26 protein-coding genes are annotated in these 23,868 nt (G+C 63.8%); 10 read left to right on the forward strand and 16 right to left on the reverse strand.

Going from position 1 to position 23,868, the window contains the following annotated elements; genetic code table 11:
- Position 1 precedes the first annotated feature (1 nt).
- Positions 2-295: a DUF2282 domain-containing protein gene (locus tag ACQY6T_RS03410; RefSeq protein WP_428628418.1), complete on the reverse strand. Its 294-nt coding sequence runs from the start codon at positions 293-295 to the stop codon at positions 2-4.
- Between the two features lie 162 nt (positions 296-457).
- On the opposite strand from ACQY6T_RS03410, the gene ACQY6T_RS03415 reads away from it, so the two are divergent.
- From ACQY6T_RS03415 to ACQY6T_RS03435, 5 genes are all read left to right on the forward strand, one after another.
- On the forward strand, positions 458-934 hold the full coding sequence (locus tag ACQY6T_RS03415) for a GreA/GreB family elongation factor (protein ID WP_428628420.1): 477 nt from the start codon (positions 458-460) through the stop codon (positions 932-934).
- Positions 931-1,110: a hypothetical protein gene (locus ACQY6T_RS03420; RefSeq protein WP_056368868.1), complete on the forward strand. Its 180-nt coding sequence runs from the start codon at positions 931-933 to the stop codon at positions 1,108-1,110. The genes ACQY6T_RS03415 and ACQY6T_RS03420 overlap by 4 nt, the downstream gene beginning before the upstream one ends.
- A gap of 6 nt (positions 1,111-1,116) precedes the next feature.
- Complete coding sequence (locus tag ACQY6T_RS03425) at positions 1,117-2,295, forward strand: NAD(P)/FAD-dependent oxidoreductase (RefSeq protein WP_428628422.1); 1,179 nt, start codon at positions 1,117-1,119, stop codon at positions 2,293-2,295.
- Between the two features lie 65 nt (positions 2,296-2,360).
- Positions 2,361-4,220: a DEAD/DEAH box helicase gene (locus tag ACQY6T_RS03430; RefSeq protein WP_428628424.1), complete on the forward strand. Its 1,860-nt coding sequence runs from the start codon at positions 2,361-2,363 to the stop codon at positions 4,218-4,220.
- A gap of 204 nt (positions 4,221-4,424) precedes the next feature.
- Entirely contained in the window at positions 4,425-5,411 is a 987-nt protein-coding gene (locus ACQY6T_RS03435) for a quinone oxidoreductase family protein (RefSeq protein WP_428628427.1), read from the forward strand.
- A gap of 98 nt (positions 5,412-5,509) precedes the next feature.
- Here the strand turns inward: ACQY6T_RS03435 and fghA are convergent, their stop codons facing one another.
- A complete protein-coding gene (fghA, locus tag ACQY6T_RS03440) occupies positions 5,510-6,358 on the reverse strand; it encodes an S-formylglutathione hydrolase (protein WP_428628428.1) in 849 nt (282 codons plus the stop codon).
- Positions 6,359-6,428: 70 nt separating this feature from the next.
- Here fghA and ACQY6T_RS03445 point away from each other — a divergent pair, with 70 nt between their 5' ends.
- Both ACQY6T_RS03445 and ACQY6T_RS03450 read left to right on the forward strand, forming a co-directional pair.
- The gene (locus ACQY6T_RS03445) at positions 6,429-7,559 is read left to right on the forward strand and encodes a serine hydrolase domain-containing protein (protein WP_428628430.1); all 1,131 of its coding nucleotides are present in this window, start codon (positions 6,429-6,431) and stop codon (positions 7,557-7,559) included.
- Positions 7,559-8,068 (forward strand): hypothetical protein, encoded by a 510-nt coding sequence (locus tag ACQY6T_RS03450; RefSeq protein ID WP_428628433.1) that lies wholly within the window; start codon positions 7,559-7,561, stop codon positions 8,066-8,068. Before ACQY6T_RS03445 ends, ACQY6T_RS03450 begins: the two co-directional genes overlap by 1 nt.
- Here the strand turns inward: ACQY6T_RS03450 and ACQY6T_RS03455 are convergent.
- The 12 genes from ACQY6T_RS03455 to ACQY6T_RS03510 all read right to left on the reverse strand — a co-directional run bounded on the left by ACQY6T_RS03455 (position 8,065) and on the right by ACQY6T_RS03510 (position 20,638).
- Positions 8,065-8,544 (reverse strand): prolyl-tRNA synthetase associated domain-containing protein, encoded by a 480-nt coding sequence (locus ACQY6T_RS03455; RefSeq protein WP_428628435.1) that lies wholly within the window; start codon positions 8,542-8,544, stop codon positions 8,065-8,067. The two genes, ACQY6T_RS03450 and ACQY6T_RS03455, sit on opposite strands and share 4 nt — an antisense overlap.
- 45 nt (positions 8,545-8,589) lie before the next feature.
- Positions 8,590-8,967: a VOC family protein gene (locus ACQY6T_RS03460; protein WP_428628436.1), complete on the reverse strand. Its 378-nt coding sequence runs from the start codon at positions 8,965-8,967 to the stop codon at positions 8,590-8,592.
- 51 nt (positions 8,968-9,018) lie between these two features.
- A complete protein-coding gene (gene purU, locus ACQY6T_RS03465) occupies positions 9,019-9,864 on the reverse strand; it encodes a formyltetrahydrofolate deformylase (RefSeq protein ID WP_428628832.1) in 846 nt (281 codons plus the stop codon).
- Between the two features lie 28 nt (positions 9,865-9,892).
- On the reverse strand, positions 9,893-10,279 hold the full coding sequence (locus tag ACQY6T_RS03470; RefSeq protein ID WP_428628438.1) for a VOC family protein: 387 nt from the start codon (positions 10,277-10,279) through the stop codon (positions 9,893-9,895).
- Positions 10,280-10,296: 17 nt separating this feature from the next.
- Complete coding sequence (locus tag ACQY6T_RS03475; protein ID WP_428628440.1) at positions 10,297-11,406, reverse strand: S-(hydroxymethyl)glutathione dehydrogenase/class III alcohol dehydrogenase; 1,110 nt, start codon at positions 11,404-11,406, stop codon at positions 10,297-10,299.
- A 167-nt stretch (positions 11,407-11,573) separates the two neighbouring features.
- Positions 11,574-12,953, reverse strand: coding sequence for an L-serine ammonia-lyase (locus tag ACQY6T_RS03480; protein WP_428628441.1), 1,380 nt, complete (start codon positions 12,951-12,953; stop codon positions 11,574-11,576).
- A gap of 61 nt (positions 12,954-13,014) precedes the next feature.
- Positions 13,015-13,629, reverse strand: a complete 615-nt coding sequence (locus tag ACQY6T_RS03485) for a superoxide dismutase (RefSeq protein ID WP_428628443.1) — start codon at positions 13,627-13,629, stop codon at positions 13,015-13,017.
- A 98-nt stretch (positions 13,630-13,727) separates the two neighbouring features.
- The gene (locus ACQY6T_RS03490) at positions 13,728-15,380 is read right to left on the reverse strand and encodes a cisplatin damage response ATP-dependent DNA ligase (protein WP_428628444.1); all 1,653 of its coding nucleotides are present in this window, start codon (positions 15,378-15,380) and stop codon (positions 13,728-13,730) included.
- Entirely contained in the window at positions 15,377-16,390 is a 1,014-nt protein-coding gene (locus ACQY6T_RS03495) for a ligase-associated DNA damage response exonuclease (RefSeq protein WP_428628446.1), read from the reverse strand. The genes ACQY6T_RS03490 and ACQY6T_RS03495 overlap by 4 nt, the downstream gene beginning before the upstream one ends.
- Positions 16,390-17,820 carry a UdgX family uracil-DNA binding protein gene (locus ACQY6T_RS03500; protein ID WP_428628449.1) on the reverse strand — a complete coding sequence of 477 codons (1,431 nt, stop codon included), beginning with the start codon at positions 17,818-17,820 and terminating at the stop codon, positions 16,390-16,392. The genes ACQY6T_RS03495 and ACQY6T_RS03500 overlap by 1 nt, the downstream gene beginning before the upstream one ends.
- Entirely contained in the window at positions 17,817-19,067 is a 1,251-nt protein-coding gene (locus ACQY6T_RS03505; protein ID WP_428628452.1) for a putative DNA modification/repair radical SAM protein, read from the reverse strand. The genes ACQY6T_RS03500 and ACQY6T_RS03505 overlap by 4 nt, the downstream gene beginning before the upstream one ends.
- A 50-nt stretch (positions 19,068-19,117) precedes the next feature.
- Complete coding sequence (locus ACQY6T_RS03510; RefSeq protein ID WP_428628454.1) at positions 19,118-20,638, reverse strand: sensor histidine kinase; 1,521 nt, start codon at positions 20,636-20,638, stop codon at positions 19,118-19,120.
- A 207-nt stretch (positions 20,639-20,845) separates the two neighbouring features.
- On the opposite strand from ACQY6T_RS03510, the gene ACQY6T_RS03515 reads away from it, so the two are divergent.
- A complete protein-coding gene (locus tag ACQY6T_RS03515; protein WP_428628456.1) occupies positions 20,846-21,640 on the forward strand; it encodes a response regulator in 795 nt (264 codons plus the stop codon).
- A 6-nt stretch (positions 21,641-21,646) separates the two neighbouring features.
- Here the strand turns inward: ACQY6T_RS03515 and ACQY6T_RS03520 are convergent, their stop codons facing one another.
- Both ACQY6T_RS03520 and ACQY6T_RS03525 read right to left on the reverse strand, forming a co-directional pair.
- The gene (locus ACQY6T_RS03520) at positions 21,647-22,201 is read right to left on the reverse strand and encodes a sigma-70 family RNA polymerase sigma factor (RefSeq protein WP_428628458.1); all 555 of its coding nucleotides are present in this window, start codon (positions 22,199-22,201) and stop codon (positions 21,647-21,649) included.
- A gap of 187 nt (positions 22,202-22,388) precedes the next feature.
- A complete protein-coding gene (locus ACQY6T_RS03525; RefSeq protein WP_428628461.1) occupies positions 22,389-22,808 on the reverse strand; it encodes a BLUF domain-containing protein in 420 nt (139 codons plus the stop codon).
- A 172-nt stretch (positions 22,809-22,980) separates the two neighbouring features.
- Here ACQY6T_RS03525 and ACQY6T_RS03530 point away from each other — a divergent pair, with 172 nt between their 5' ends.
- The gene (locus ACQY6T_RS03530; RefSeq protein WP_428628463.1) at positions 22,981-23,235 is read left to right on the forward strand and encodes a NepR family anti-sigma factor; all 255 of its coding nucleotides are present in this window, start codon (positions 22,981-22,983) and stop codon (positions 23,233-23,235) included.
- Positions 23,235-23,858 carry a sigma-70 family RNA polymerase sigma factor gene (locus ACQY6T_RS03535; protein ID WP_428628465.1) on the forward strand — a complete coding sequence of 208 codons (624 nt, stop codon included), beginning with the start codon at positions 23,235-23,237 and terminating at the stop codon, positions 23,856-23,858. Before ACQY6T_RS03530 ends, ACQY6T_RS03535 begins: the two co-directional genes overlap by 1 nt.
- Positions 23,859-23,868 lie beyond the last annotated feature (10 nt).

Consider the following 23,868-nt stretch of genomic DNA (forward strand, 5'->3'; position numbering starts at 1 on the left):
CTCAGCCCTTTTTAGCGACCGGCTTGGCATTGCCTTCATGCGCGGCCAGCGTGCCGCCCATCTTGACGCAGCTGCCCTTGGCAACATTCTTCCAGGCATTGCCCTGATAATTGACGGTCGAGGTGCCGGCGCAGCTGGTCCCCGGACCGGCGGCGCAATCATTCTTGCCCTTCAGCGACACGCCATAGCATTTTTCCTTGGCGCCATCGGCGGCGGCGGCCGGCATGGTCATCGCACCGGCAGCCATGGCGAGCACGGCCGAGGCGGCGAGCGAAAGTTTCAGCGTATTGGACATAATGGATACTCCGTTTGAAACAGGGATGCGAAGGATGGCATCGACAGGAGTTTCGCAGGGAACCGCCCGAAGGTTACGCCGCTCCTCGATTGGCCGCGCCATTTTGTCGCCACCTTCGGCGGGCAGGGGCATCCTTTGCAATTTCGACCAGAAAGCGTGACCATGAGCGTAGCGTTCCGCCGTGAAGGCGACGACGAGCACAAGGAACCAGAATATGAGCTGCCTATCGCGGTTGGCCCGAACTGGGTAACCGTGCGCGGGCTGCGGCGGCTCGGCGAAGCCGTCACGCGGATCGAGGCGGAGATTGCGGGGACGACTGAAGAGGAGGCGCGCAAGAAGTTGCAGCGCCGCCTGCGCTATTTTCACACCCGCCAATCGACCGCAGAGGTCCAGGCGCCGCCCACCGACGGCAGCGTCGGGATCGGCAGCAGGGTGACCTATCGGCTAAGCAAAGCCGAAAAAACGATCACCATCGTCGGCGGCGACGAAGCCGATCCCGACCACGGTCATATCGCCTTTTCAGCCCCCATCGCCCGCGCCTTGATGGGCGCCGAAGCCGGGGAGCGCGTCGAATATCAGGGCCGCGAGGATGCGATCACCATCCTGACGGTCGAAGTCGACCCGGAGGTCATGGCATGAAAGACAAGTTCGAACGTCACAAACAGCCGTGGACTCCGGCCGAGATCGACAAGCTGCACACGCTGGCCAAAAAGGGCATGCCGCTGAAGTCGATCGCCAAAGCACTGACCCGCAGCGAGGAATCGGTGAAGGCGCGCGCCAAGGCCGACAGCCTGCCGATCGCCAAGCTGCACTGAGCCATCATGCCTACAACCGAATTTGATGCCATCGTGCTGGGCGCCGGCGCGGCCGGGCTGATGTGCGCCGCGGTCGCCGGGCAACGCGGCCGCCGGGTGCTGTTGCTCGACCACGCCGACCAGGTGGGGAAAAAGATCCTGATCTCGGGCGGCGGGCGCTGCAACTTCACCAATGTGAACACGGCGCCCGACCGCTTTATCTCGGCGAACCCGCATTTCGCGAAATCTGCGCTGGCGCGCTACACACCCGCCGATTTCATTGCGCTCGTCGATCGCTATGGCATTGCGCATCATGAAAAGACGCTGGGCCAGCTGTTCTGCGACGGATCGGCGAAACAGATCGTCGCAATGCTGCTGGAGGAATGCGCGAAGGGCAACGTCGACGTTCGCACCGGTCAGCCGGTGGACGACGTCACCCATGCCGACGGCAAGTTCACAGTCCGGTTCGGCGACCAGCGTTTCAGCGCCGCCAGCCTCGTCATCGCCACGGGCGGGCCGTCGATCCCGCAGATGGGTGCAACGGGCTTCGCTTACGACCTCGCACGCCAGTTCGGATTGAAGGTCGTCGAGCCCCGCCCCGCGCTTGTTCCGCTGACGCTCGGCGGCGGCGATGTGCTGTTCCGCGAATTGTCGGGAATCGCCGCGCCGGTTGAGGCGCGCGCGGGCAAGGCGGCGTTCCGCGAGGCGGCGCTCTTCACCCATCGCGGCCTTTCCGGCCCAGCGATCCTGCAAGCCAGCAGCTATTGGCGCCACGGCGATCCCGTCACGATCGATTTCCTGCCCGACGCACCGGATGACTGGTTGCGCGAAGCCAAACGCACCCGCCCGCGCGCCACGGTGCGGGCCGCGCTCGGCGCGCTGCTCCCCGATCGCCTCGCCGAAACCCTCGCCGAACGCCTTGCGCTGGCCGGCGAACTCGCGGCGCAAACCGACCGCAAACTCGCCGATGCCGAATCGCGTCTCGCGCGCTGGGATTTTCGCCCCAATGGCACCGAAGGCTTCGCCAAAGCCGAGGTCACAGTGGGCGGAATTTCGACCGCCAGCCTGTCTTCGCAAACAATGGTGGCCAAAACCGTCGCGAACCTCTATGCGGTCGGCGAGGCCGTAGATGTCACAGGGTGGTTAGGCGGCTATAATTTTCAATGGGCCTGGGCAAGCGGACACGCTGCCGGACAGGTGATTTAAGCCCATTGAGCCCCTTCTATCGGCCCGTCACCGCACCGGTGACCGCCTATTCTATTGAGATAAAAATGAATTTCGAAAATCTTGTTCCCGTCCTTTCGGACGCCCTTGCCGCGCGCGGCTATGAAGCGCTCACCCCCGTTCAAACGCAGGTTAGCGAAGACCAGGCCAAGGGCCGCGACCTGCTTGTCTCTGCCCAGACCGGGTCGGGCAAGACCGTCGCTTTCGGTCTCGCGATGGGCGACGAGCTGATCGAGGATGGCCGCCTGCCCTTCGCGACCTCGCCGCTCGCGCTGATCATCGCCCCGACGCGCGAACTCGCGCTGCAGGTCAGCCGCGAACTCAGCTGGCTTTACGCCAAGGCCGGGGCGCGCATCGCCACGTGCGTCGGCGGCATGGACGCCAGCAAGGAACGCCGTGCGCTCAGCCAGGGCGTGCAGATCGTCGTCGGAACCCCCGGACGCCTGCGCGATCACCTCGAACGCGGCGCGCTCGACCTCTCGGCACTCCGCGTCGCTGTGCTCGACGAGGCCGATGAAATGCTCGACATGGGCTTTCGCGACGACCTGGAGGAAATCCTCGACGGCACCCCCGCAACGCGCCGAACCCTGCTCTTCTCGGCCACGATCCCCAACCCGATCGTTCAGCTCGCCAAGCGCTACCAGACGAACGCGCTGCGCATTTCGACCGTCGGCCAAGACCGCGGTCATGGCGACATCGCCTATCAGGCCGTGACCGTCGCCCCCGCCGACATCGAGGGCGCGGTGGTCAACCTGCTCCGGCTTCACGACGCCGAAACCGCGATGCTGTTCTGCGCCACCCGCGACAATGTTCGCCGTCTGCACGCCAGTCTGGTCGAGCGCGGTTTCGCCGCGGTCGCTCTATCGGGCGAGCATAGCCAGAATGAGCGCAACGCGGCGCTGCAAGCGCTGCGCGACCGCCGCGCCAAGGTTTGCGTCGCCACCGACGTCGCCGCGCGCGGTATCGATCTGCCGACGCTCAGCCTCGTGATCCACGTCGAAATTCCGCGCGATGCCGAAGCATTGCAGCATCGTTCGGGCCGCACCGGCCGCGCGGGCAAAAAGGGCACCGCGGTCATCATCGTCCCCTATCCGCGCCGCCGCCGCGTCGACGGCATGCTGCGCGGCGCCCGGATCGAGGCCGAATGGATGGACGCCCCGACCGCCGCCGACGTTCGCAAGCGCGATCAGGAACGGTTGATGGAAAAGCTGCTCACTACCGTCGAGCATGAAGCCGAAGATATCGAACTCGCGCAGCGCCTGATGGCCGAGCGCACCCCCGAGGATATCGCCGCCTCGCTCGTTCAGATGCACCGTGCGCTGATGCCGCCCCCCGAAGACCTCATCGACAATAGCGCCCGTGGCCGCGACACCGCCGGCCGTCCCGAGCGCGGCGAGCGTTTCGAACGCCCCGAACGCGGCGCCGGTGGCGACCAGCGCGAAGGGTTCGAGGACAGCGTCTGGTTCCGCCTGAACATCGGCCGCCACCAGAACGCCGACCCGCGCTGGATCCTGCCGCTGCTGTGCCGCCGCGGCCATGTCAGCAAGAACGAGATCGGCGCGATCCGCATCGGTCCCAAGGAAACGATGTTCAACATCCCGCGCGCCATTGCCGATCGCTTTGCCGAGGCGGTGATCCGCAGCGCCAATGAAGATGGCGAAGACGAAAGCGGCGTCGCAATCACCCCCGCACCCGACGGCCCGACCTATCCGCCGCGCCGCGATAAAGGCGGTCATTCGGCAGGTCCACGCAGCCCCGCCCCGCGCGCCACGCTGGGCCGCGCGCCCGGCGGCGACCGCAGCTTTGGCGATCGTCCCCGCGGTCCCGGTGGCCCGGGCGGCAAGCCGACCGATCGCTACAAGCCCAAGCCCTTCGGCCAGCGCAGCCCGCGCCGGCCGAGCAAATAAAATTACATGCCCTCTCCTTCAGGGGAGGGCAGCGAGACTTGCCAGCTTGCTGGCTTAGTCGCAGCGGGTGGGGGCCATCGGCCTTGTGCAAGGCCGATGGCCCCCACCCCAACCCCTCCCCTGAAGGGGAGGGGCTTTTACCGCACCACTCTTGCACCGTTGCTTCCGCTTCCCCAGATGGACCGGACAGCAGGAGACAGGCGCGTGAAAGAAACCCAAGCCTTTATCGAAAGCCAGGGTGGACCCGAGGTCATCGACTGGCGCGAGGTGACGCTGGGCGAACCCGGTCCCGGCCAAGTCCTGCTCCGCCAGACGGCAGTCGGGCTCAACTACATCGATATCTATCATCGCGACGGCACCTATCCGATCCCGCTGCCCAGCGGGCTCGGCCTGGAATCCGCGGGTGAAGTCATCGCGGTCGGCGAAGGCGTCACCGGCTTCCAGCCGGGCGACCGCGCCGCGACCTTCGGCCCCGAACGCAGCGCTTACGCCAGCGCCCGGCTGGTCAGCGCCGCGTCGCTGTTCAAACTCCCCGCCACCATCGACGGCGAAACCGCGGCCGCCGCGCTTTTGAAAACGTGCACGGTCGAAATGCTCGTCGAACGCTGTGCAAAGGTCGAAGCAGGCTGGCCGGTCCTTGTCCACGCCGCCGCGGGCGGGGTCGGCCTCATCCTGACCCAATGGCTGAAGGCGATCGGCGCGACCGTCATCGGTACCGTCAGCACCGACGCCAAGGCGCAGGCGGCGCGCGACGCCGGCGCCGACCATGTGCTGATGTATAAGACGGACGACGTCGCCGCGCATGTCCGCGAAATCACCGACGGTCAGGGCGTACCCGCGACCTTCGACGGTATCGGCATGGCGACATGGGAAGTTTCCCTCAAAGCCACTGCGCGGCGCGGACTGATCGTCAGCTATGGCAATGCCGGCGGGCCGGTGACCGGGGTTAACCTGGGCGTGCTGGCGCAGCATGGCTCGCAGTTTGTCACCCGGCCGACGCTATTCGACTATTATCTCCACCCTGGCGAACGCGCTGCGGGCGCGGCGCGGGTGTTCGAAATGATTGCATCGGGGGCAGTGAAAATCACGGTTGGCCAGCGTTATGGGTTGCAGGATGCGGCGAGAGCGCATGCCGATTTACAGGCGGGGCGGACGACCGGATCCAGCCTATTGATCCCGGAACACCGCTAAACTTCCGTTCGCATCGAGCGAAGTCGAGATGTCCATCGTCAGAGCACGACTTAAAGGTGTCTCGACTTCGCTCGACACGAACGGAAATAAGTGGCGGATCACGCCCTCAACCTTTCCGCATGCCAAGCCACATGTTCGGCCAAAAAGGTCGAGATGAAATAATAGCTGTGGTCATACCCCGGCTGCATCCGGATTTCGGCCTTTTGCCCCGCCAGCTCGCACGTCTCGACCAGCAGGTTCGTCTTCAATTGCTCGGTCAGGAAATTATCCGCGTCGCCCTGGTCGATGAGCAGGTCGGCCACCCGCGCGCCGTTCGCGATCAACGCGCAGGCGTCATAAACCGTCCACGCTGCGCGATCCTCGCCGAGGTAATTGCCGAGTGCTTTCTCGCCCCACGGGCATTGCAGCGGCGCGACGATCGGCGAGAAGGCCGATACCGACTTGAAGCGGTCGGGCGTCCGCAACGCCACCGTCAGCGCGCCATGCCCGCCCATCGAATGGCCGGTAATCCCTTGCCGCGTCATGTCGGCGGCGGCAAATTCGCGCAGGATCAGCGACGGCAGCTCGTCCTCGACATAAGACCGCATCCGGTAGTTTTTCGCCCAAGGCTCCTCGGTCGCATCGACATAAAAGCCTGCGCCCAGCCCGAAATCCCACGCCCCGTCGGGATCATCGGGAACCTCCTCACCGCGCGGGCTGGTGTCCGGCGCTACGAAGATCACCCCATGCTCGGCGCACGCGGCACGATATTCGCCCTTTTCCATCACATTTGCGTGGGTGCAGGTCAGCCCCGACAGATACCACAGCACCGGTAGCTTCGCGCCGGGTTCATGATCGGGGATAAACGCAGCAAAGGTCATGTCGGTGCCGGTGGTCGTGCTCGAATGTTTGTACACGCCTTGCGTGCCACCATGGCTGCGAACGGTGGAGACGGTTTCTAGGGTCATGGTTCGTCCTGCTTGTCTTTTCGCCAGCCTAGGCCATGCTGACAGAAAATCCAAAGGGGAGACGCGCCACATGTTCGACAACGCCATCCATGGAACCTGCCAGGACCGCTTCGCCGCCGTTCGCCTCGGCATGGCGGCCAGCCTTGCCGCCGGAACCGACGTTGGCCTCTCCTTTTGCGCGACGATCGAGGGCGAAACGGTGGTCGACCTGTGGGGTGGCCATGCCGACGAAGCGAAGACGCGGCCGTGGCAGGCCGACACGATCGTCAACGTCTATTCGACGACCAAGACGATGACCGCACTCACCGCGCTGCTCCTTGCCGACCGCGGCGAACTCGATTTCGCCGCGCCGGTCGCGCGCTACTGGCCCGAATTCGCCGCGAACGGCAAAGAGGCGGTCACCGTCGCGCAGTTGATGAGCCACAGCGCCGGTCTGTCGGGCTGGGAAGCGCCGATGGCCACCGAGGATTTCTATGACTGGGAAAAGGCGACGTCGCTCCTCGCGGCGCAATCGCCGTGGTGGCAACCCGGCAGCGCCCCGGGCTATCATGCGCTGACCCAGGGCTATCTGGTCGGCGAGGTCGTCCGCCGGATCACCGGCAAATCGATCGGCACCGTCTTTCGCGAAGAAATCGCCGAACCGCTCGGCGCCGATTTCCACATCGGCTTGCCCGCGTCCGAAGACCACCGCGTCGCCGACCTGATTCCACCGCCCGAAACGCCCCGCGACTTTACCAGCGACATCCAGCGCAAGACCTTTGCCAATCCCGGGATCGACGTGTCAGCAACCCGGACGCGGGCGTGGCGCGGCGCTGAAATACCGGCGGCGGGCGGCACCGGCAACGCGCGCAGCGTCGCCGAAATCCATGCGCTGCTCGCCAATGGCGGCGTCGCGAAGGGCAAGCGCATCCTGTCCGAAGCGGGCTGCCGCAAGGCGCTGGAACTACAGAGCGCGGGCATCGACCTGATATTGGGCATCCCGGTGCGCTTCGGCATGGGCTTTGGCCTACCCAACGAACTGGTACCATTGCCCAATCCGAACACGATCTTCTGGGGCGGCTATGGCGGATCGGTGATCATCATCGATATGGATGCCCGCGCCACCTACAGTTACGTGATGAACAAGATGAACAGCGGGCTGACCGGCGACACGCGGTCCTTCGCGCTGATCGGTGCGATGTGGATGGCGATGGCGGGCTAATGCCAATCTCGTCCACGCAAATAGGAACCATTGGCGAGAATCTGCTGATCAACGCCATCATGAAAGCAAGCGACGGACGTCTCTCGCCGTTTCAACCCGTCGCGGATGACGACGGGATCGATGTGCTATTTTTCGACAAGGCAACAGGTCATGCGGTCGCAGTCCAGTTGAAATGCCGGACAAGATCACTGTTCAAGCCAGGGACGCAGGATCGCGGGAACGGCGTTCATTTTGAAGTCCGGAAGGCGACATTCAACGACGCGCGCCGCGCTCATCTGGTGGCCGGTTTATTGAACGAAGAGATGACCCAGTTTGTCGCAATGTGGTTCCTGCCGATGATCGACCTGCCAACGGTGGCCCGTGACGGCGGAACAAAATGGGTGATCCGACCGAGCAAGGCGGCGGAAACAAGGGATCGCTTTGTCCCATATCGCTGCACCGATGCCTTTGATCTGGCCCAGCGGATATTCGCTCTTTGCGATACATCGACCAAGGATTCTGACGCTTAGCCTACGCTGTTATCCTGTACCGGAATAGCGGCCACGACCGGCGCATGACCCCAATGGCGCAGCAGGTCGAGGATCGCGGCGCCCGCCAGCCCCAGCGTCGCGGTGTTGCGGAGCGGGTGGACGTTGACCGGATCGGCGTCAGCCAGCGCGGCGTCGAGGACCACGGTGAGGCTCTCCGGCACGGCATTGATCGCGGCGAGTGGGGTCACCGATCCCGGCGTGATGCCGAGCAGGCGTGCCATATCCTCCGCCTTGCCAAAACTGACAGGTTTGCACCCGATCGCAGCCGGCAGCGCCTTCAGATTGACACGCGCATCGGACGGCACGGTGATCAGCCAAAAGGCACCGCCCCTGTCCTTCAGGAACAGATTTTTGGTATGCGCCCCCGGCATGGCGGCATGCACCGCATCGCTCTCGGCGACGGTGAACACTGCGTCATGCTCATGTTCGGCGAAGCGGATAGCCAGCGCACACAAGTCCGCCCGCAATCCCGCCTCGCCGCGCATAATCTTATCGGCCGTTTACAGGCGCTTCAGCGCGCACAGCTTGTTGCCGTCGGGATCGCGCAGATAGGCAAGGTACAGCTTGCCAAATCCGCCTTCGCGGACGCCCGGCGGATCTTCGATGCTGGTGCCGCCCGCGGCGACGCCGGCGTCGTGCCAAGCCTTGGCCTGCGCCTCGTCGGCCATCGCAAAACCGATGGTGCAGCCGTTGCCCGCGGTCGCGGGTTCGCCGTCGATCGGCGGGGTGACGAGGAACAACCCGTCATTGTGCATATAGATCAGGCGGCCCTTGTCGTCCTGGATCCCCGGCTTGCCGCCGAGCGCCTGGAATGTCGCATCATAAAATGCCTTCGCTTTCGCCACGTCGTTCGTGCCGACCATATTGTGACTGTACATCGCTCTCTCCTTTTTTCGTTGCGAATCGATACCGAAACCCTGCCAGTCCTGTCAGCGAAATACTACGGTCTTGCGTCCGTCGATCAATACGCGCTGCTCCGCGACCCAGCGCACCGCTTTCGCCAGCACCTGCGCCTCGACATCGCGGCCAATGCGGATCAGATCCTCGACGCTGTCGCGGTGATCGACGCGTTCGACCGCCTGTTCGATGATCGGCCCTTCGTCGAGGTCGCCGGTGACGAAATGCGCGGTCGCGCCGATCAGCTTGACCCCGCGCTCGTGCGCGCGGTGATAGGGCCTGGCGCCCTTGAACCCCGGCAGAAAGCTGTGGTGGATATTGATGCAGCGGCCCGCCAACTGATCGGTCAGGTCGGCCGAAAGCACCTGCATATAGCGCGCCAGCACCAGATAATCGGCGCCGGCCTCGGCCATGATTTGCAGGATCGCCGCCTCTTGTTCGGCACGATTGGCGTCGCTCACCGGCAGGTGGTGAAACGGCACGCCATGCCATTCGGCCAAGCGCCGCTGATGGTCATGGTTCGACACCACGCCGACCACGTCGATCGCCAGATTGCCCGTCGACCAACGGTGGAGCAGGTCGTTCAGGCAATGGCTGCCCTGCGACACCGCGATCACGAAGCGTGGTTTTTCGGCGCTATCGCGAATCCGCCAGTCCATTGCAAAGCGTGCGGCGGTCGGCGCGAACGCCGCCTGCATCGCGGCCAGATCGGCCGGGAAGCGCGGCCCGGCGCCGCGGAACGCAACGCGCATGAAGAACCGCCCGCTGTCCAGATCGGCATATTGCTGGCTGTCGAGAATGAAGCCGTCGCACTCCGCGAGCAGCCCCGTGACCGCCGCGACGATGCCGACGCTATCGTCGCAGGTCAGCGTCAGGATATGGGGCGGATTGTCGGCCGCCACCGGGTCAGCCCGACACCTTGTGAAACGCGCACAGCTTGTTGCCCGACGGATCGCGCAGATAGGCCAGATACAGCACCCGGCCTTCGGTTGCCTGACGGATACCCGGCGGATCCTCCGCCGTCGTGCCGCCCGCGGCAAGACCGGCGGCGTGCCACGCATCGACCACCTCGGGAGAAGCGGCCAGCAGGCCCAGCGTGTGTCCATTGCCCGATGCCGCAGCCTCGCCATTGACCGGGTTGGTGATCAGCAATCGCCCGCCGGCGTGCATATAGATCAGGCGGCCCTTGGCGTCGATCTGCCCCTCGGCCACCCCCAGCGTGGCCAGCGCCGCGTCGTAAAATATCTTGGTCGCGGCGATGTCATTCGCCCCGATCGTCACATGGCTGAACATCGCTGCGCTCCCTTCGGTCAGTAAACGACGACGCTGCGAATACTCTCGCCCGCGTGCATCAGGTCGAACCCCTTGTTGATCTCGTCGAGCGTCAGCACATGGGTGATCATCGGGTCGATCTGGATCGTCCCGTCCATATACAGATCGACGATCTTCGGCACGTCGGTGCGCCCCTTGGCGCCGCCGAACGCGGTGCCGCGCCAGTTGCGTCCAGTGACCAGCTGGAACGGCCGGGTGCTGATTTCCTTGCCCGCCTCGGCCACCCCGATGATGATGCTGGTACCCCAGCCGCGGTGGCACGCTTCCAAGGCCTGGCGCATGACGGTCGTGTTGCCGGTGCAGTCAAAGGTATATTCGGCGCCGCCGTCGGTCAGCGCGACCAGATGCGCGACGATGTCGCCATCCACGTCTTTGGGATTGACGAAATGTGTCATCCCGAATTTCTTGCCCCATTCTTCGCGGTCGGGATTGATGTCGACCCCGACGATCATCCCAGCGCCCGCCATCCGCGCGCCCTGCAGCACGTTCAATCCGATGCCGCCGAGCCCGAAGACGATGACATTGTCGCCCGGCTGAACCTTAGCGGTGTTGGTCACCGCGCCCACCCCGGTGGTGACGCCGCAGCCGATATAGCAGCTCGACTGGAACGGCGCGTCCTGACGGATTTTCGCGACCGCAATCTCGGGCAGCACGGTGAAGTTCGAAAAGGTCGAGCAGCCCATATAATGAAAGATCGTCTGCCCTTTGTAGCTGAAGCGCGACGTCCCGTCGGGCATCAACCCCTTGCCCTGCGTCGCGCGGATCGCGGTGCACAGGTTGGTCTTGCCGCTCAGGCAGCTTTTGCACTGGCGGCATTCGGGGGTGTAGAGCGGGATCACATGGTCGCCGGGTTTCACCGATGTGACGCCCGCGCCGATTTCGCGCACGATGCCCGCGCCTTCATGGCCGAGCACGCTGGGGAACAAGCCCTCGCTGTCCAATCCGTCGAGCGTATAGGCGTCGGTGTGGCAAATCCCCGTCGCCATGATCTCGACCAGCACTTCGCCCGCCTTCGGACCTTCGAGGTCGAGCTCAACGATTTCGAGCGGCTTCTTCGCTTCGAACGCAACGGCGGCGCGGGTCTTCATGGGCGGTCTCCTTCTCGGCGCTCCCAATCAGGCAAACGCTGCAGCAATGCAAGATACAAGGCGCTCACCGTCCCTCCGTCACGCCGGACTTGATCCGGGGTCCATCACTTCAGCGCCGCCGTGGTTCCCGGATCAAGTCCGGGATGACGATGGACGAAACGTGCCGCTCAACATTCCACCACACTAACCGCCAGCCCGCCCTTCGACGTCTCCTTATACTTATCGCGCATGTCGCGGCCCGTTTGCAGCATCGTGGCGATCACCGTGTCGAGGCTCACGACATGCGTGCCGTCGCCGATCATCGCGATGCGGCTGGCGTCGATCGCCTTGATCGACCCCATTGCGTTGCGCTCGATGCACGGGATCTGCACCAGCCCGCCGATCGGGTCGCAGGTTAGGCCGAGGTTGTGCTCCATGCCGATCTCGGCGGCGTTTTCGACCTGCGCGTTCGTGCCGCCCAATGCCGCGGTCAGCCCCGCCGCCGCCATCGAACAGGCGACCCCGACCTCGCCCTGGCAGCCGACCTCGGCACCCGAGATGCTGGCGTTGCGTTTGTAGAGCGCGCCGACCGCGCCCGCGGCGAGCAGGAAGGTCCGAACCCCCGCATCATCGCCGCGATAGCCGCGCCGGTAGAAACGGATAACCGCCGGGATGATTCCCGCCGCGCCGTTGGTCGGCGCGGTGACGACCTTGCCGCCCGCAGCATTCTCTTCGTTCACCGCCATCGCCCACAGGTTGATCCAGTCCATCATCGCGAGCGGGTCGGTGAGATTCTGTTCGTGGCGGTTGCGAATGTCGGCGGCGATCTGCGGCGCGCGGCGCTTGACCTTGAGCCCGCCCGGCAGGATGCCCGTGCTACAGCAACCCGCTTCGATCGACGCATCCATTGCGCCAGCGATCGCGTCGAGACCCGCTTCGACTTCGGCCAGCGGGCGATGCACCAGCTCATTCTCGAGCATCATTTCGGCAAAGCTCTTGCCCGACGCCGCGCCCATGCGCAGCAGGTCGGCACCCGAAGTGAAAGCGAAGGGCAGGCTCACCTCATCCTCGGCGCCGCGGCTGTTGCGGCCAGCCTCATCCTCGTCGACGACAAAGCCGCCGCCGATCGAAAAATACATCCGCTTGGCGAGGATTTCCCCGTCGGCGTCGCGCGCGCTAAAGCTCACGGCATTGCTGTGAAACGGCTGGCGCTGGCGCATCTGGAAATGCAGGTCACGCGCGGGCTGGAACCGGACGCGCTGGCGTCCGAGCAGGTAGAGGAAGCCCTCGCCTTCCGCCCGGTCCCAATGCGCCTTGATCGCGGCGAGGCTGGTCGAGGCGGGAATTTCACCCGCAAGCCCCGCGACGATCGCGGTATCGGCGGCGTGGCCCTTGCCGGTCAAAGCCAGCGAGCCATAAAGATCCGCCTCAACATGCGCGGTTAGGCCCAGCAGGCCGCTGTCGTCCAGCCAGACGGCAAAACGGCGCGCCGCAACCATTGGCCCGACTGTGTGCGAGCTGGAAGGGCCGACGCCGATTTTGAAAAGTTCGAACAGGCTGATCGTCATGACCGCGCCTATAGAGGCGGCGCGGTCATGACGATAGATGCCAGGTCAAATTCCCTTACGGTCAGGCCGGATAGGTCCAAGTCGTCTCGCGCGCGAAATTCTCCGCGGCGAAATCCCAGTTCAGCAGTTCGTCGACCACCGCGTCGACATAGGCCGGACGCAGATTCTTGCGGTCGATATAATAGGCATGTTCCCACACATCGATCACGATGATCGGCTTGATACCCGCGACCAGCTCGGTTCCTGCGTCATGCGTGTCCGTAACCGACAGCGCACCGTCGCGCGCGACGAGCCAGGCCCAGCCCGACGCGAAATGGTTGACGGCGGTTTCCTTGAGCTTCTTTTTCAGATCATCGAGCGACCCGAAATCGCGCTCGATTGCCTCGAGCAGATCGCCTTCGGGTGCGGTCTTTTCGGGGCTCAGGCTGTTCCAATAGAAGGCGTGGTTCCACGACTGGGCGGCGTTGTTGAACAATCCCTTGTTCCCCGCGCCTTCGGCATGGTGGACGATTTCTTCGAGCGGCTTGTCCGCCAGTTCGGTGCCTTCGACGGCGGCATTGACCTTGTCGACATAGGCCTTGTGATGCTTGCCATGATGCGTCGCGAGGGTGTCGGCCGAAATATGCGGCTCGAGCGCGTCCTGCTTATAGGGGAGCGGGGGAAGAGCGATCGTCATGGCAGTCTCCATCGTTTTTTATTGAACGTTCGGGGCTTGTAACTCGGGATCGACCCCGCCGGTTGCAACCCTGTGACCGCAATTTTTCCCATTAATACTCACGTCACCATCGCCAGCAGCGTCGCGATCCGATCCGCCTCTTCCGCCGGTTTGTCGCGGCGGATGCGCGATATGCGCGGGAAGCGCATCGCCAAGCCGGACTTATGGCGCTTCGACGCATGGATCGAATCGAACGCAACCTCGAGCACGAGCGACTTTTCGACTTCGCGCACCGGCCCGAAACGGTTGAGGGTGTTGTCGCGGACGAACTTGTCGAGCCCCTTCAATTCCTCGTCGGTGAAACCCGAATAGGCTTTCCCGACGGGCAATAATTCGCCCTCTTCCGACCAACAACCGAACGTATAATCCGAATAGAAACTCGCGCGGCGCCCATTGCCGCGCTGCGCGTACATCATCACGCAATCGGCGGTCAGCGGATCGCGCTTCCATTTATACCATAGCCCCGCGCGGCGCCCCGCGACATAAGGCGCGTTGCGGCGCTTGAGCATCACCCCCTCGATCGCCGCATCGCGCGCACCGGCGCGGCGCGCCGCAAGGTCGTCGAAATCGGCCGCGTCGATCACTTGCGACAGGTCGAAATGGCTGGTGGCGAGCCGCGGTACAAACGCCTCCAATTGCCGACGTCTTTCGGCCCAAGGGAGCGGGCGCAGATCGTCGCCGTCGACCGCGAGCAGATCGTAAATGCGAACGAACGCGGGGGATTCGGCGAGCATCTTTTTCGACACGGTCTTGCGCCCGAGCCGTTGTTGCAGTGCGTTGAAGCTCGCCGCTTCGCCGCCCTGCGCATCACCGCGGACGAGCAGTTCACCGTCGATCACCGCATCCTGATCGAACGCCGCGACCAATTCGGGAAAGGCGCTGCTGATCTCCTCGCCGCCGCGGCTGTAGATGCGCGTCTGTCCGCCGCCATGGACGATCTGAACGCGGATGCCGTCCCACTTCCACTCGGCAGCATAGTCGGCCAGATCGACGGTCGCATCTTCGAGGGGATGCGCGAGCATGAAGGGGCGAAAGAAGGCGACGTCCTTCAGGTCGGGGCGCTCGGCCCTGCCCTCGCCCCATGCGAACAGCGGCGCATAAGGCGGCGGGATTGCGTGCCACAGCTCCTCGACATCGTCGACGGGGACATCAAACGCCTGCGCAAACGCCTGCTTTGCGAGCCGCGCCGACACCCCGACGCGCATTCCGCCGAGCGCGAGCTTGAGCAAAGCATAGCGGCCGTCGGCATCGAGCCGGCCGAGCAGCTCGGCGAGGATCGCGGGGGCGGTGGCGCGGGTGGCGGCGGACAAGGCATCGACGGCGTCGGATACGCTTAATCCCCCATCCCCTTCAGGGGAGGGGTCGGGGGTAGGGCCATCGGCATCGCGCTGTCTTGCGACCCCCACCCCAACCCCTCCACTGAAGGGAAGGGGCTTTTCCTGGTCCGGCCACAGCAGCGCCGCCGTCTCTGCCGTGTCGCCCACAAAATGCCGCGACAGCCGGAACAAGTCCTCATCGACCCGCGTCGCTAAAAGCGCCCGCACCATCGCCGACTTCACCGCCGGAAAATCGAGGCTCTCGGTCAGCGCCGCAATCGCCCAGCCGCGATCGGGATCCGGGGTGTGCGTCAAATAATCGGCGATTAGCGCCAGCTTGCTGTTGCGCGAGCGCGTATAAATAAGTCGGTCGATCAAGGCGGCAAAAGCCTTCACACCTCCTCCTCCAGATCGCGGCCGACCAGATGCAGCGCGCGCGCCTTGCGTTGATGCAGTTCGCACCAGCGCAGCAGGCCATCTTCGCTGCCATGGGTGATCCATGTCTCCTTGGGGTTCACTTGCGAAATCGTCGTCGTCAGCTCATCCCAGTCGGCATGGTCCGAAATCACCAGCGGCAGTTCGACCATCCGCTGCCGCGCGCGCTGGCGCACCCGCATCCAGCCGGAAGCCATCGCGGTCACCGGATCGGGCAATCGCCGCGACCAGCGGTCATTGAGCGCTGACGGCGGCGCGACGATAATCTGTCCCGCCATCGCGGCCTTGTCGGTCTCGCTCACCAGCCGCAGTTCGCCGAGATCGACGCCATGCGCCGCGTAGAGCGCGCACATTTTTTCCATCGCGCCGTGGATATAGATCGGCGCGTCCCATCCCGCGGCGCGCAGCTCCGCCATCACCCGCTGCGCCTTGCCCAGCGCATAGGCGCCGACGAGCACGCAGCGATCGGGCTCCGCGCGCACCGCGCCGATCAGCTTGGCGATCTCGTCTGACGTGGGAGGATGGCGAAACACCGGCAATCCAAACGTCGCCTCGGTGATGAAGATGTCGCACGGCACGACTTCGAACGGCGCGCAGGTCGGGTCGGGGCGCCGCTTGTAATCGCCGGTGACGACAATCCGTTCATCCTGATATTGCAGCAAAATCTGCGCGCTGCCCAGCACATGCCCCGCCGGATGAAAACTGAAACGCACCCCGCCGCGCTCGAACCCCTCGCCATAGGGCACCGCCGCATTATGGCTCGCCTCGACATCGACGCCGTAACGCAGCGCCATGATCGCCAGCGTTTCGGGGGTCGCGAACACCGCGCCATGGCCGCTGCGCGCGTGGTCGGCATGGCCGTGGGTGACCGCCGCGCGCTCGACGGGGCGCGACGGGTCGATCCACACATCGGCTGGCTTCACATAGATCCCGTGCGAATGCGGTTCGATCCAGGATTTCGGTTTCGCCATCAGGCGGCGAGCTGCCGCGCATGGGTCAGGTCGGCGATGAACGCCGCGCGTTCCTCGGCAGCGCGCTCGCGATCAGGCAGGCGGAGCAGGAAGGATGGATGGATCGTCGCGATCAGCTTCGTGCCGCCTGCCAATTCATGCACCGCGCCGCGCATCGACTTGATGCTTGCGCTTTTGCCCGTCACCCCACGCAGCGCGCTGCCGCCCAGGGTCACGATCAGGTAGGGCTGCACCAGCGCGCGCTCCTTGTCGAGCCACCAGCGGCAGATGTCGATCTCGCCCGTTGTCGGGTTCTGGTGGAGCCGACGTTTGCCGCGCGGCTCGAATTTGAAATGTTTGACCGCGTTGGTGAGGAACACCGACCGCCGGTCGAGCCCCGCTTCCTCCAGCGCCTCGTTCAAAACCTGTCCCGCCGGTCCGACGAAGGGCCGCCCTTCCAGATCCTCGCGATCGCCCGGCTGCTCGCCGACCAGCATGATCCGCGCCGCGCGCGACCCTTCGCCCGTTACCGCCTGCGTCGCGTTGCAATAGAGCGGGCAACGCGTGCAGCCGCCGACCGCGCGGGAAAGTTCGTCCAGCGTTTCGATATCGTCGGTCAGGGTCAGCTCTTCGGGCACGCGGGTTCGCCACTTTCCGGTTTGCGGGTTCGCTAGCGAAACGGCGGTCTCACGCATCCGTTCCACCCGCGCCCCAGCCCCGGCGAGCAGCGGCGCGATATCCTGCGCTTCAGGCAGGTTTTTCCAATATTTCTTGGGCATCTCGGCCCGCATCGCCGCAACCTTCACCCGCGCCGGATTGAAGATCGCGCCATAATAGGTGCGCCACTGATCCTCGACGACATCGCTGTCGGGAACCTCGTCTTTTGTCCCGCCTGGGCCATAGGTCAGCGTCTCGTCCTGCCAGATCGCGCGCGCGTCGGGGGTCACGATCGCCCAATCCATCCCATAGAAGCGGCGCTGGAAAAAGGGTGCGGTCAGCCGCATGATCTGGTGCGTCGGTTCGAACCACGCCGCAAAGCTTTCCCGGCCCGTTTCATCCTCGCCCAACCGTCGGAACCGCACGAACGCATGCATCTTGTGGATGTCACGGCGGATCGCCTTGTCGGCCTTGCGCAGCCAGTCGATATCGGCATCGGTCGTCCGCGCCAGCAACTGCCGATCATCGGCAGCGCGCCAGACGATGCGATACAGCCGCGCCGGGACCGCGGCATCGCGATAACAGATGACCCGTTCGGCCATTTCCAGCAATTCGCGCGGCAACGACACCGCACCCGCCGCCGCCGGAACCGCCGCGTCGCCGAACAGCGACGCTCCCTCGTCCTCGCCGCGCCAACTTATATCCTCGGGCGCGACGCCGCTCGCCAGCAAAGCGCGCGCCGCGCGACGCCACTCGGCAAAGTCGCCAGCCCGGTGCAATACAATCTCTCTCACAGCGTGAGCACCAGCTGCTCCGCTGGCGGCGCAAAGCGGGCGCGAAGGTCGGCGCTGTCGGTGAGTGCGCCGGGGCGCCAGTCAGGGGTGACGATGAACGGCAGGACTTTCTTTACCGACGCGGTCAGCTTTGCCAGATCGCCGATCCGCAACTTGCCGGTGCGCCGCACCGCCACGATCCGGTCGACCGCGCGCGTCCCCAGACCCGGCACCCGCAACAGGATCTCGCGCGGCGCGCGATTGATGTCGACCGGAAAGATGTCACGCCGCATCAGCGCCCACGCGAGCTTCGGATCGATCGCGAGGTCGAGCATCCCCGCCTGCGCTCCCTCCATGATCTCGGCGCGCTCGAAACCATAGAAACGCAGCAACCAGTCGGCCTGATAAAGGCGGTGTTCGCGCATCAGCGGCGGACGGACCGGCGGTAGATCGCTGCTGGCGTCGGGGATCGGGCTGTACGCCGAATAATAAACCCGGCGGAGTTGATACCCCGAATACAGGTTGGTCGCGGTCTTCAATATATCGTCGTCGCACGACGCATCCGCCCCGACAATCATCTGCGTCGATTGCCCCGCCGGCGCAAAGCGCGGCGGCTTCGCCTTTTTGAGGAGCCGCCCTTTGGCCGCTTCGATCGCATCGTCAGCGCCGACCCGCACCGATGCCATCGTCTTGCGGATCGTCTCGGGCTTTTTCTCCGGCGCAAAGCTTTGCAAACCCGCCTCGGTCGGCAATTCGACATTGGTCGACAGCCGGTCGGCATAGAGCCCGGCGCGCGCGATCAGTTCGGGGGCCGCACCGGCGATGGTCTTGAGGTGGATATAACCGCCGAACCGATGTTCCTCGCGCAGGATGCGCGCGACCTCGACCAGCTGCTCCATCGTGTAATCTTCGGAGCGGATGATCCCCGACGACAGGAACAGCCCCTCGATATAATTGCGCTTGTAGAAATCGAGCGTCAGCCGCACGACTTCCTGCGGATTGAAGCGCGCGCGCGGCACATTGCTCGACGCGCGATTGATGCAAAAGCGGCAATCGTAAATGCAGAAATTGGTCAGCAGGATCTTGAGCAGCGAAATGCAGCGTCCGTCGGGCGCATAGCTGTGACAGATGCCCATCCCCTCGGTCGAACCAATCCCTTTGGTGCCGGTCGAATCGCGTTTGACCGTCCCCGACGACGCGCAGGACGCATCATATTTGGCAGCGTCGGCCAATATGCTGAGCTTTTCGAGAATCGGTTTTGTGGACATTTCCTATACATAGCACAGGAACATAGTAGGAACAAACCGCTCTGGCGCACTCAGGCGTCGCGCCACCGCGCGGGCAAGGTGATGTCGAGGATCAACCCGGTCGGCTCCCAGCGGCGCTCGATCGTCCCGCCCAGATTGTTGCGGACGCTGCGTTCCATCAACAAGGTGCCAAAGCTGGTCTTTTCGGGCGGGCCGATCGGGCCATGATTGCCGGTTTCGGTCCAGGTCAGCCGGAACATCCGCGAATCCTGACCTTCGGGATCCTGCGTCCATTGAATATCGACATCGCCGCTCGCACCCGACAGCGCACCATGCTTGACCGCATTGGTCGCCAGTTCATTAAACACCAGCGCCATCGCAACCAGCGCATTTTCGGGCAGCAGCAGGTCTGGCCCCGCCCAGCGGATGCGCGGAAACGCCGCCTCCACCTCGCGCAGCAGCGCATGCATCGACCCGGTCATGAAATTGGCGCCGAGCAGGACATTCTGCGCCCGATTGAGCGCATCGAGACGACCGGTGATCCGCTCGACATAATCGTCGACGTCGGTTGCAGCGTGGCGGGTGAGCGAGATGATTGCGCTGACCGTCGCGAACAAATTGCGCATCCGGTGGTGCAGCTCGCGCATCAACAGATTGGCATTTTCCTGGCGGCTTTTCTGTTCGGTGATGTCGATGCTGATCCCGGTCAGGATCGCATCGTTCGATTTGACGTCCCAGTCGGCGCGCACCGCAATCCAGCGCACCCCGCGTTCGGGGTGCTGGATACGGTATTCAGTGGCATAATGGGTGCCGCTCTCGACCGATCCACCCAGAACACCGCGTACCATTTCGCGGTCGTCGGGAAGCAGCCGCTCGTAGAATCCGTCGATATCCGCCAGCGCCGTGTTGAAGTCAGCGCCCCACAGATCGGCGGCGGCACCGCCCCAATTGATCGATCCGGTCCGGGCATCATAACGCCATGTCGCGATGCCCGAAAAATCGAGCGCGCGCTCCAGCGTCTGCCGCGCCTCGTCGCGTTCGGCGACGATGCGCCGCAGATCGGCTTCGGCCATGATGATCGCGGCAAAATCCTGGAGGCGCTCCAGCTCGCGCTCGACAAGCAACGGCCGCACCTTGCGATCGATGACACACAACGTCCCCAAAATCGTCCCGTTATACGCGCGCAGCGGAACCCCGGCGTAGAAGCGAATGAATGGATCACCGGTGACCAGCGGATTGTCGCGAAACCGCTCATCACCGAGCACATCGACGATGACCACCGGTTTATCCTCGGCGATCACATATTGGCAAAAACTGATGTCGCGCGATGTTTCTGGGACGTCGAGGCCGTAGGAGGATTTGAACCATTGGCGGCAATCGTCGACCAACGACACCAGCGCAATCGGCGCATCATACAGGTCGGCCACCATCTTGGTAACCCGGTCGAAGGCTTCTTCCGGGCCGGTATCCATGATCCGATATTCGCGAAGCGTATCGAGGCGCAGGCGCTCGGCCTGCTCCGGACTTGCATAACCTCCGTCCGCCAACTGATGCCCCTCGCGTCCTCCTGATCCTGTGGGCCGCTCTGCCATGAATATGGTTCCTAAAAAAGTCTGTTTCCCATCGGGCCTGGAAAGCAGCGTAATTCCACTAACTTACCGATGGGCTTAAGGCGTCCCGGCTGACTCTACGCATCGCACTAAGACAAGTTGCAGCGGTTCGTCTTGCATTTTTGACTCAACTTTGCGGAACCGTCGCCAATCGGGACGCGTATGACGGGTCAAAGCGGGAGGAATATAATGCCATTGGGTGAAGAGCTTCGCGGACATTTGCCGTATCTGCGCCGTTACGCGCGCGCGTTGACGGGCAGCCAGCAGCATGGCGATAATTTCGTCCACACGACGCTGGAAGTCATCGTGGCCGCCCCCGATGAATTCAGCGAAGGCAACGGCACGCGCATCGACCTTTATCGACATTTCCACCGCATCTGGGAAAGCGCGTATATCGACGATGGCGAAGGCGATGATGACGATGAGGATCCGTTGGTGCGCGCCGCAAATCAGCGCCTCGCACAAATCACCCCGCTGGGACGTCAGATATTGCTGCTGACCGCTCTGGAAGGCTTTTCGGTCACCGAGACTGGAGTCATCACCGGCACCGACCATAACACGGTGGAAGCGCTGCTCGCTGAAGCCGTCGGCGAACTCGACCGCGAATCGCGCACGTCGGTGCTGATCATCGAGGATGAGCCGCTGATTGCGATGGAGCTGGAACAGATTGTGCGCGCGCTCGGCCATACGGTCGCCGGGATCGCCACCACCCACGCCGATGCGGTTGCCGCTTTCGAGGCAACCGACGCGGGACTGGTGCTCGCCGATATCCAGCTGGCCGACGGATCGTCCGGGATTGACGCAGTGCAGGACATATTGGCGATCGCGCCGGTGCCGGCGATCTTCATTACCGCCTTTCCCGAGCGACTGCTGACGGGCGGACGGGTCGAGCCGACCTTTCTGATCTCGAAACCATTTCGCGAAAACACGGTCCGCGCCGCAATCAGTCAAAGCTTGCTGTTTACCCCGCAACTGGCGGCGTAGGGGAAATCAATCCCGCGCCGGTCCATTCGCGGTCAGATGATCGACATCGTCCATGATCGCCCGGAAGACGTCGCTCGACGGCAGCAAATCGGCGCTGCGCCGCGGCATCTCGCCGCTTTCCAGTATCGCCTGCAGCGCGGTCCGCGCACGGGAGACCCGGCTCTTCATCGTGCCGACCGCACATTCGCAGATCGCGGCGCCCTCTTCATAGGACAGCTGTCCGGCGCCGATGAGCACCAGCGCCTCACGCTGGTCAACAGGCAGCATCAGTAACGCGCGCTGAACGTCGGCAAGGTGAAGACTGTCGTCCTGATCGTCGGGCGCAACGAGCAGCCTTTCGGCCGCCTGCTCGTCATATTCGGCGGTGAATTTCTTGCGCCGCATCTGCGACAGGAAACAGTTGCGCAGAATGACAAAGGCCCAGCTTTTCATGCTGGCCGGGCCCGGCACATATTGCGCCCGCGCCTTCCACGCCTTCAGCATCGTTTCCTGAACCAGATCGTCGGCCAGATCGGCGTTGCCGCACAGACTGCGACCAAAGGCGCGCAGGTGCGGCAGCATCGCCGCCAGCTCGCGCTTGAAGGTGGCATCGTCGAGCGGTTCGGCGTCGCGCGGAGTAGGCGTCAGGTCGTTGATAATATAGCCTTAGTTTTCTGAACAGCGATCAAGATGCGAGTAAGGCTTAGCGCGTCGGGCGGCCGATGCAAACCGGAACCGCCGACCGCGCCGAATAAGTCACCCTGGACCGTCAACTCTCGGTGGCACCGGACAGGCGAGTGCGGCGACCGAGCGCGATGAAATTGTCCATCATCAATGCGTCTTGCGGATCGAGCCGACCCGTCGCGGCCAAGCGACCCAAGGCGTCGTCATGACCGTGAAAATGCGGGTCATAGAGCATTGACCATTCGGCGAATGCGCGCTCCTCGACCGTGCGGCGGCGAATCTCGATCATGCCACTGTGGCGCGGATCGCTACGGATCACCGCCAAACACGCCTCGACCTTGTCCGGCGACCCTTCCAGCAATTGCAGGAAATTATGACCGTTGAAGATGAGCGCGCCGGTCAGCGCATCGCGTTGATTGTTGCGGCGGGCCTTGACCAGCAACGCGGCAATGTCGTCTTCGCCGATCAGGGGATCGGCCACACTAATATAGATGACGGAAAGCAAGCGACGTTCTCCAGCCTTCCGACATGCGGCAAAGGCAAAGCATAACCCCTCGCCGCAAGCCTGGTCACCTACGCGGCGCACCGAATAGGGCCGCTATGGCATCTTGGCAACGCTTTCGTCGCAAAAAACGAACCAGACGGGAACCTGCGGCGCTTTTCCTCGTTGCTCCGTCATGGCTACGCAAGGCAACAACCGATCGAACGGCACGGGCACCCCGCCCCCGGGGGCTGATGCGCCAAATCGTAAGCAGGGCAGCTTTCCCGGCACCGACAGCGACGAATGGCATCGGACGCTCACGGGTCGGCAAGCGCCCGAGCCCGTCAGCGCCAAGCTGCGGATGATCTATGGCAACATCGTTTCCGAACAATTGCCCGATCAAATGCTCGACCTGCTGTCGCAGCTCGATCAGAAAAGTTCGAAGCAATAATGGTGGGCGTTGGGGCTGAGGCTGTCGAAAGCCTGTCCGACACCGAATTCAAGACGTTGCTCGCTAACGTCATTCCCCATTTGCGCGCCTATGGCCGCAGCCTGTCGGGCAGTCCCGATCTTGCCGACGACCTGACGCAGGACACGATGGTCAAAGCCTGGGCGTCGCGCGAGCGGTTCGAACGCGGGACGTCGATCAAGGCGTGGACATTCGTCATCCTGCGCAACACTTTTTTGTCGCAGATGCGCCGCAACAAATTCGTCGGCGAATATGATGAAACTGCGGTTGAGCGCACGATGTCGACCCCCGCAAGCCAGGAAGACAGCGGCGAGATGGCCGATTTGCAACGCGGGCTAATGGAATTGCCGCAGGATCAGCGCGAGGCGCTTATCCTCGTCGGCGCTGGCGGCATGTCTTATGAGGAAGCCGCAAGCATTTGCGATTGCGCGCTCGGCACGATGAAAAGCCGCGTCTCGCGCGCCCGCGCCGCGCTCGAAGAGATTATGAACAGCGGCCAGTTTTCGCAGAAACGCGCCGATGCGCCGCCCGCGAGCGAAGCTGTCGCCGCGATCATGGACAGCGTCGAGATTATCACTGCACGGCGCGAAGCGGCAAACCGGTAGATCTGGTCAA

The sequence above is a fragment of the Sphingopyxis sp. genome (assembly GCF_965279725.1).
Classification (GTDB): Bacteria; Pseudomonadota; Alphaproteobacteria; order Sphingomonadales; family Sphingomonadaceae; genus Sphingopyxis.

Excerpts from the sequence above, each read along its gene's own strand:
- ACQY6T_RS03505 (WP_428628452.1), bottom strand. The coding sequence starts at position 19,067 with ATGTCCACAAAACCGATTCTCGAAAAGCTCAGCATATTGGCCGACGCT.
- ACQY6T_RS03495 (WP_428628446.1), bottom strand. The coding sequence starts at position 16,390 with ATGGCGAAACCGAAATCCTGGATCGAACCGCATTCGCACGGGATCTAT.
- ACQY6T_RS03425 (WP_428628422.1), top strand. The coding sequence starts at position 1,117 with ATGCCTACAACCGAATTTGATGCCATCGTGCTGGGCGCCGGCGCGGCC.
- ACQY6T_RS03530 (WP_428628463.1), top strand. The coding sequence starts at position 22,981 with ATGGCTACGCAAGGCAACAACCGATCGAACGGCACGGGCACCCCGCCC.
- ACQY6T_RS03420 (WP_056368868.1), top strand. The coding sequence starts at position 931 with ATGAAAGACAAGTTCGAACGTCACAAACAGCCGTGGACTCCGGCCGAG.
- fghA (WP_428628428.1), bottom strand. The coding sequence starts at position 6,358 with ATGACCCTAGAAACCGTCTCCACCGTTCGCAGCCATGGTGGCACGCAA.
- ACQY6T_RS03410 (WP_428628418.1), bottom strand. The coding sequence starts at position 295 with ATGTCCAATACGCTGAAACTTTCGCTCGCCGCCTCGGCCGTGCTCGCC.
- ACQY6T_RS03450 (WP_428628433.1), top strand. The coding sequence starts at position 7,559 with ATGCCAATCTCGTCCACGCAAATAGGAACCATTGGCGAGAATCTGCTG.
- ACQY6T_RS03415 (WP_428628420.1), top strand. The coding sequence starts at position 458 with ATGAGCGTAGCGTTCCGCCGTGAAGGCGACGACGAGCACAAGGAACCA.
- ACQY6T_RS03515 (WP_428628456.1), top strand. The coding sequence starts at position 20,846 with ATGCCATTGGGTGAAGAGCTTCGCGGACATTTGCCGTATCTGCGCCGT.
- ACQY6T_RS03470 (WP_428628438.1), bottom strand. The coding sequence starts at position 10,279 with ATGTTCAGCCATGTGACGATCGGGGCGAATGACATCGCCGCGACCAAG.
- ACQY6T_RS03475 (WP_428628440.1), bottom strand. The coding sequence starts at position 11,406 with ATGAAGACCCGCGCCGCCGTTGCGTTCGAAGCGAAGAAGCCGCTCGAA.
- ACQY6T_RS03535 (WP_428628465.1), top strand. The coding sequence starts at position 23,235 with ATGGTGGGCGTTGGGGCTGAGGCTGTCGAAAGCCTGTCCGACACCGAA.
- ACQY6T_RS03460 (WP_428628436.1), bottom strand. The coding sequence starts at position 8,967 with ATGTACAGTCACAATATGGTCGGCACGAACGACGTGGCGAAAGCGAAG.
- ACQY6T_RS03510 (WP_428628454.1), bottom strand. The coding sequence starts at position 20,638 with ATGGCAGAGCGGCCCACAGGATCAGGAGGACGCGAGGGGCATCAGTTG.
- ACQY6T_RS03520 (WP_428628458.1), bottom strand. The coding sequence starts at position 22,201 with ATGCTGCCGCACCTGCGCGCCTTTGGTCGCAGTCTGTGCGGCAACGCC.
- ACQY6T_RS03430 (WP_428628424.1), top strand. The coding sequence starts at position 2,361 with ATGAATTTCGAAAATCTTGTTCCCGTCCTTTCGGACGCCCTTGCCGCG.
- ACQY6T_RS03480 (WP_428628441.1), bottom strand. The coding sequence starts at position 12,953 with ATGACGATCAGCCTGTTCGAACTTTTCAAAATCGGCGTCGGCCCTTCC.
- ACQY6T_RS03445 (WP_428628430.1), top strand. The coding sequence starts at position 6,429 with ATGTTCGACAACGCCATCCATGGAACCTGCCAGGACCGCTTCGCCGCC.
- ACQY6T_RS03485 (WP_428628443.1), bottom strand. The coding sequence starts at position 13,629 with ATGACGATCGCTCTTCCCCCGCTCCCCTATAAGCAGGACGCGCTCGAG.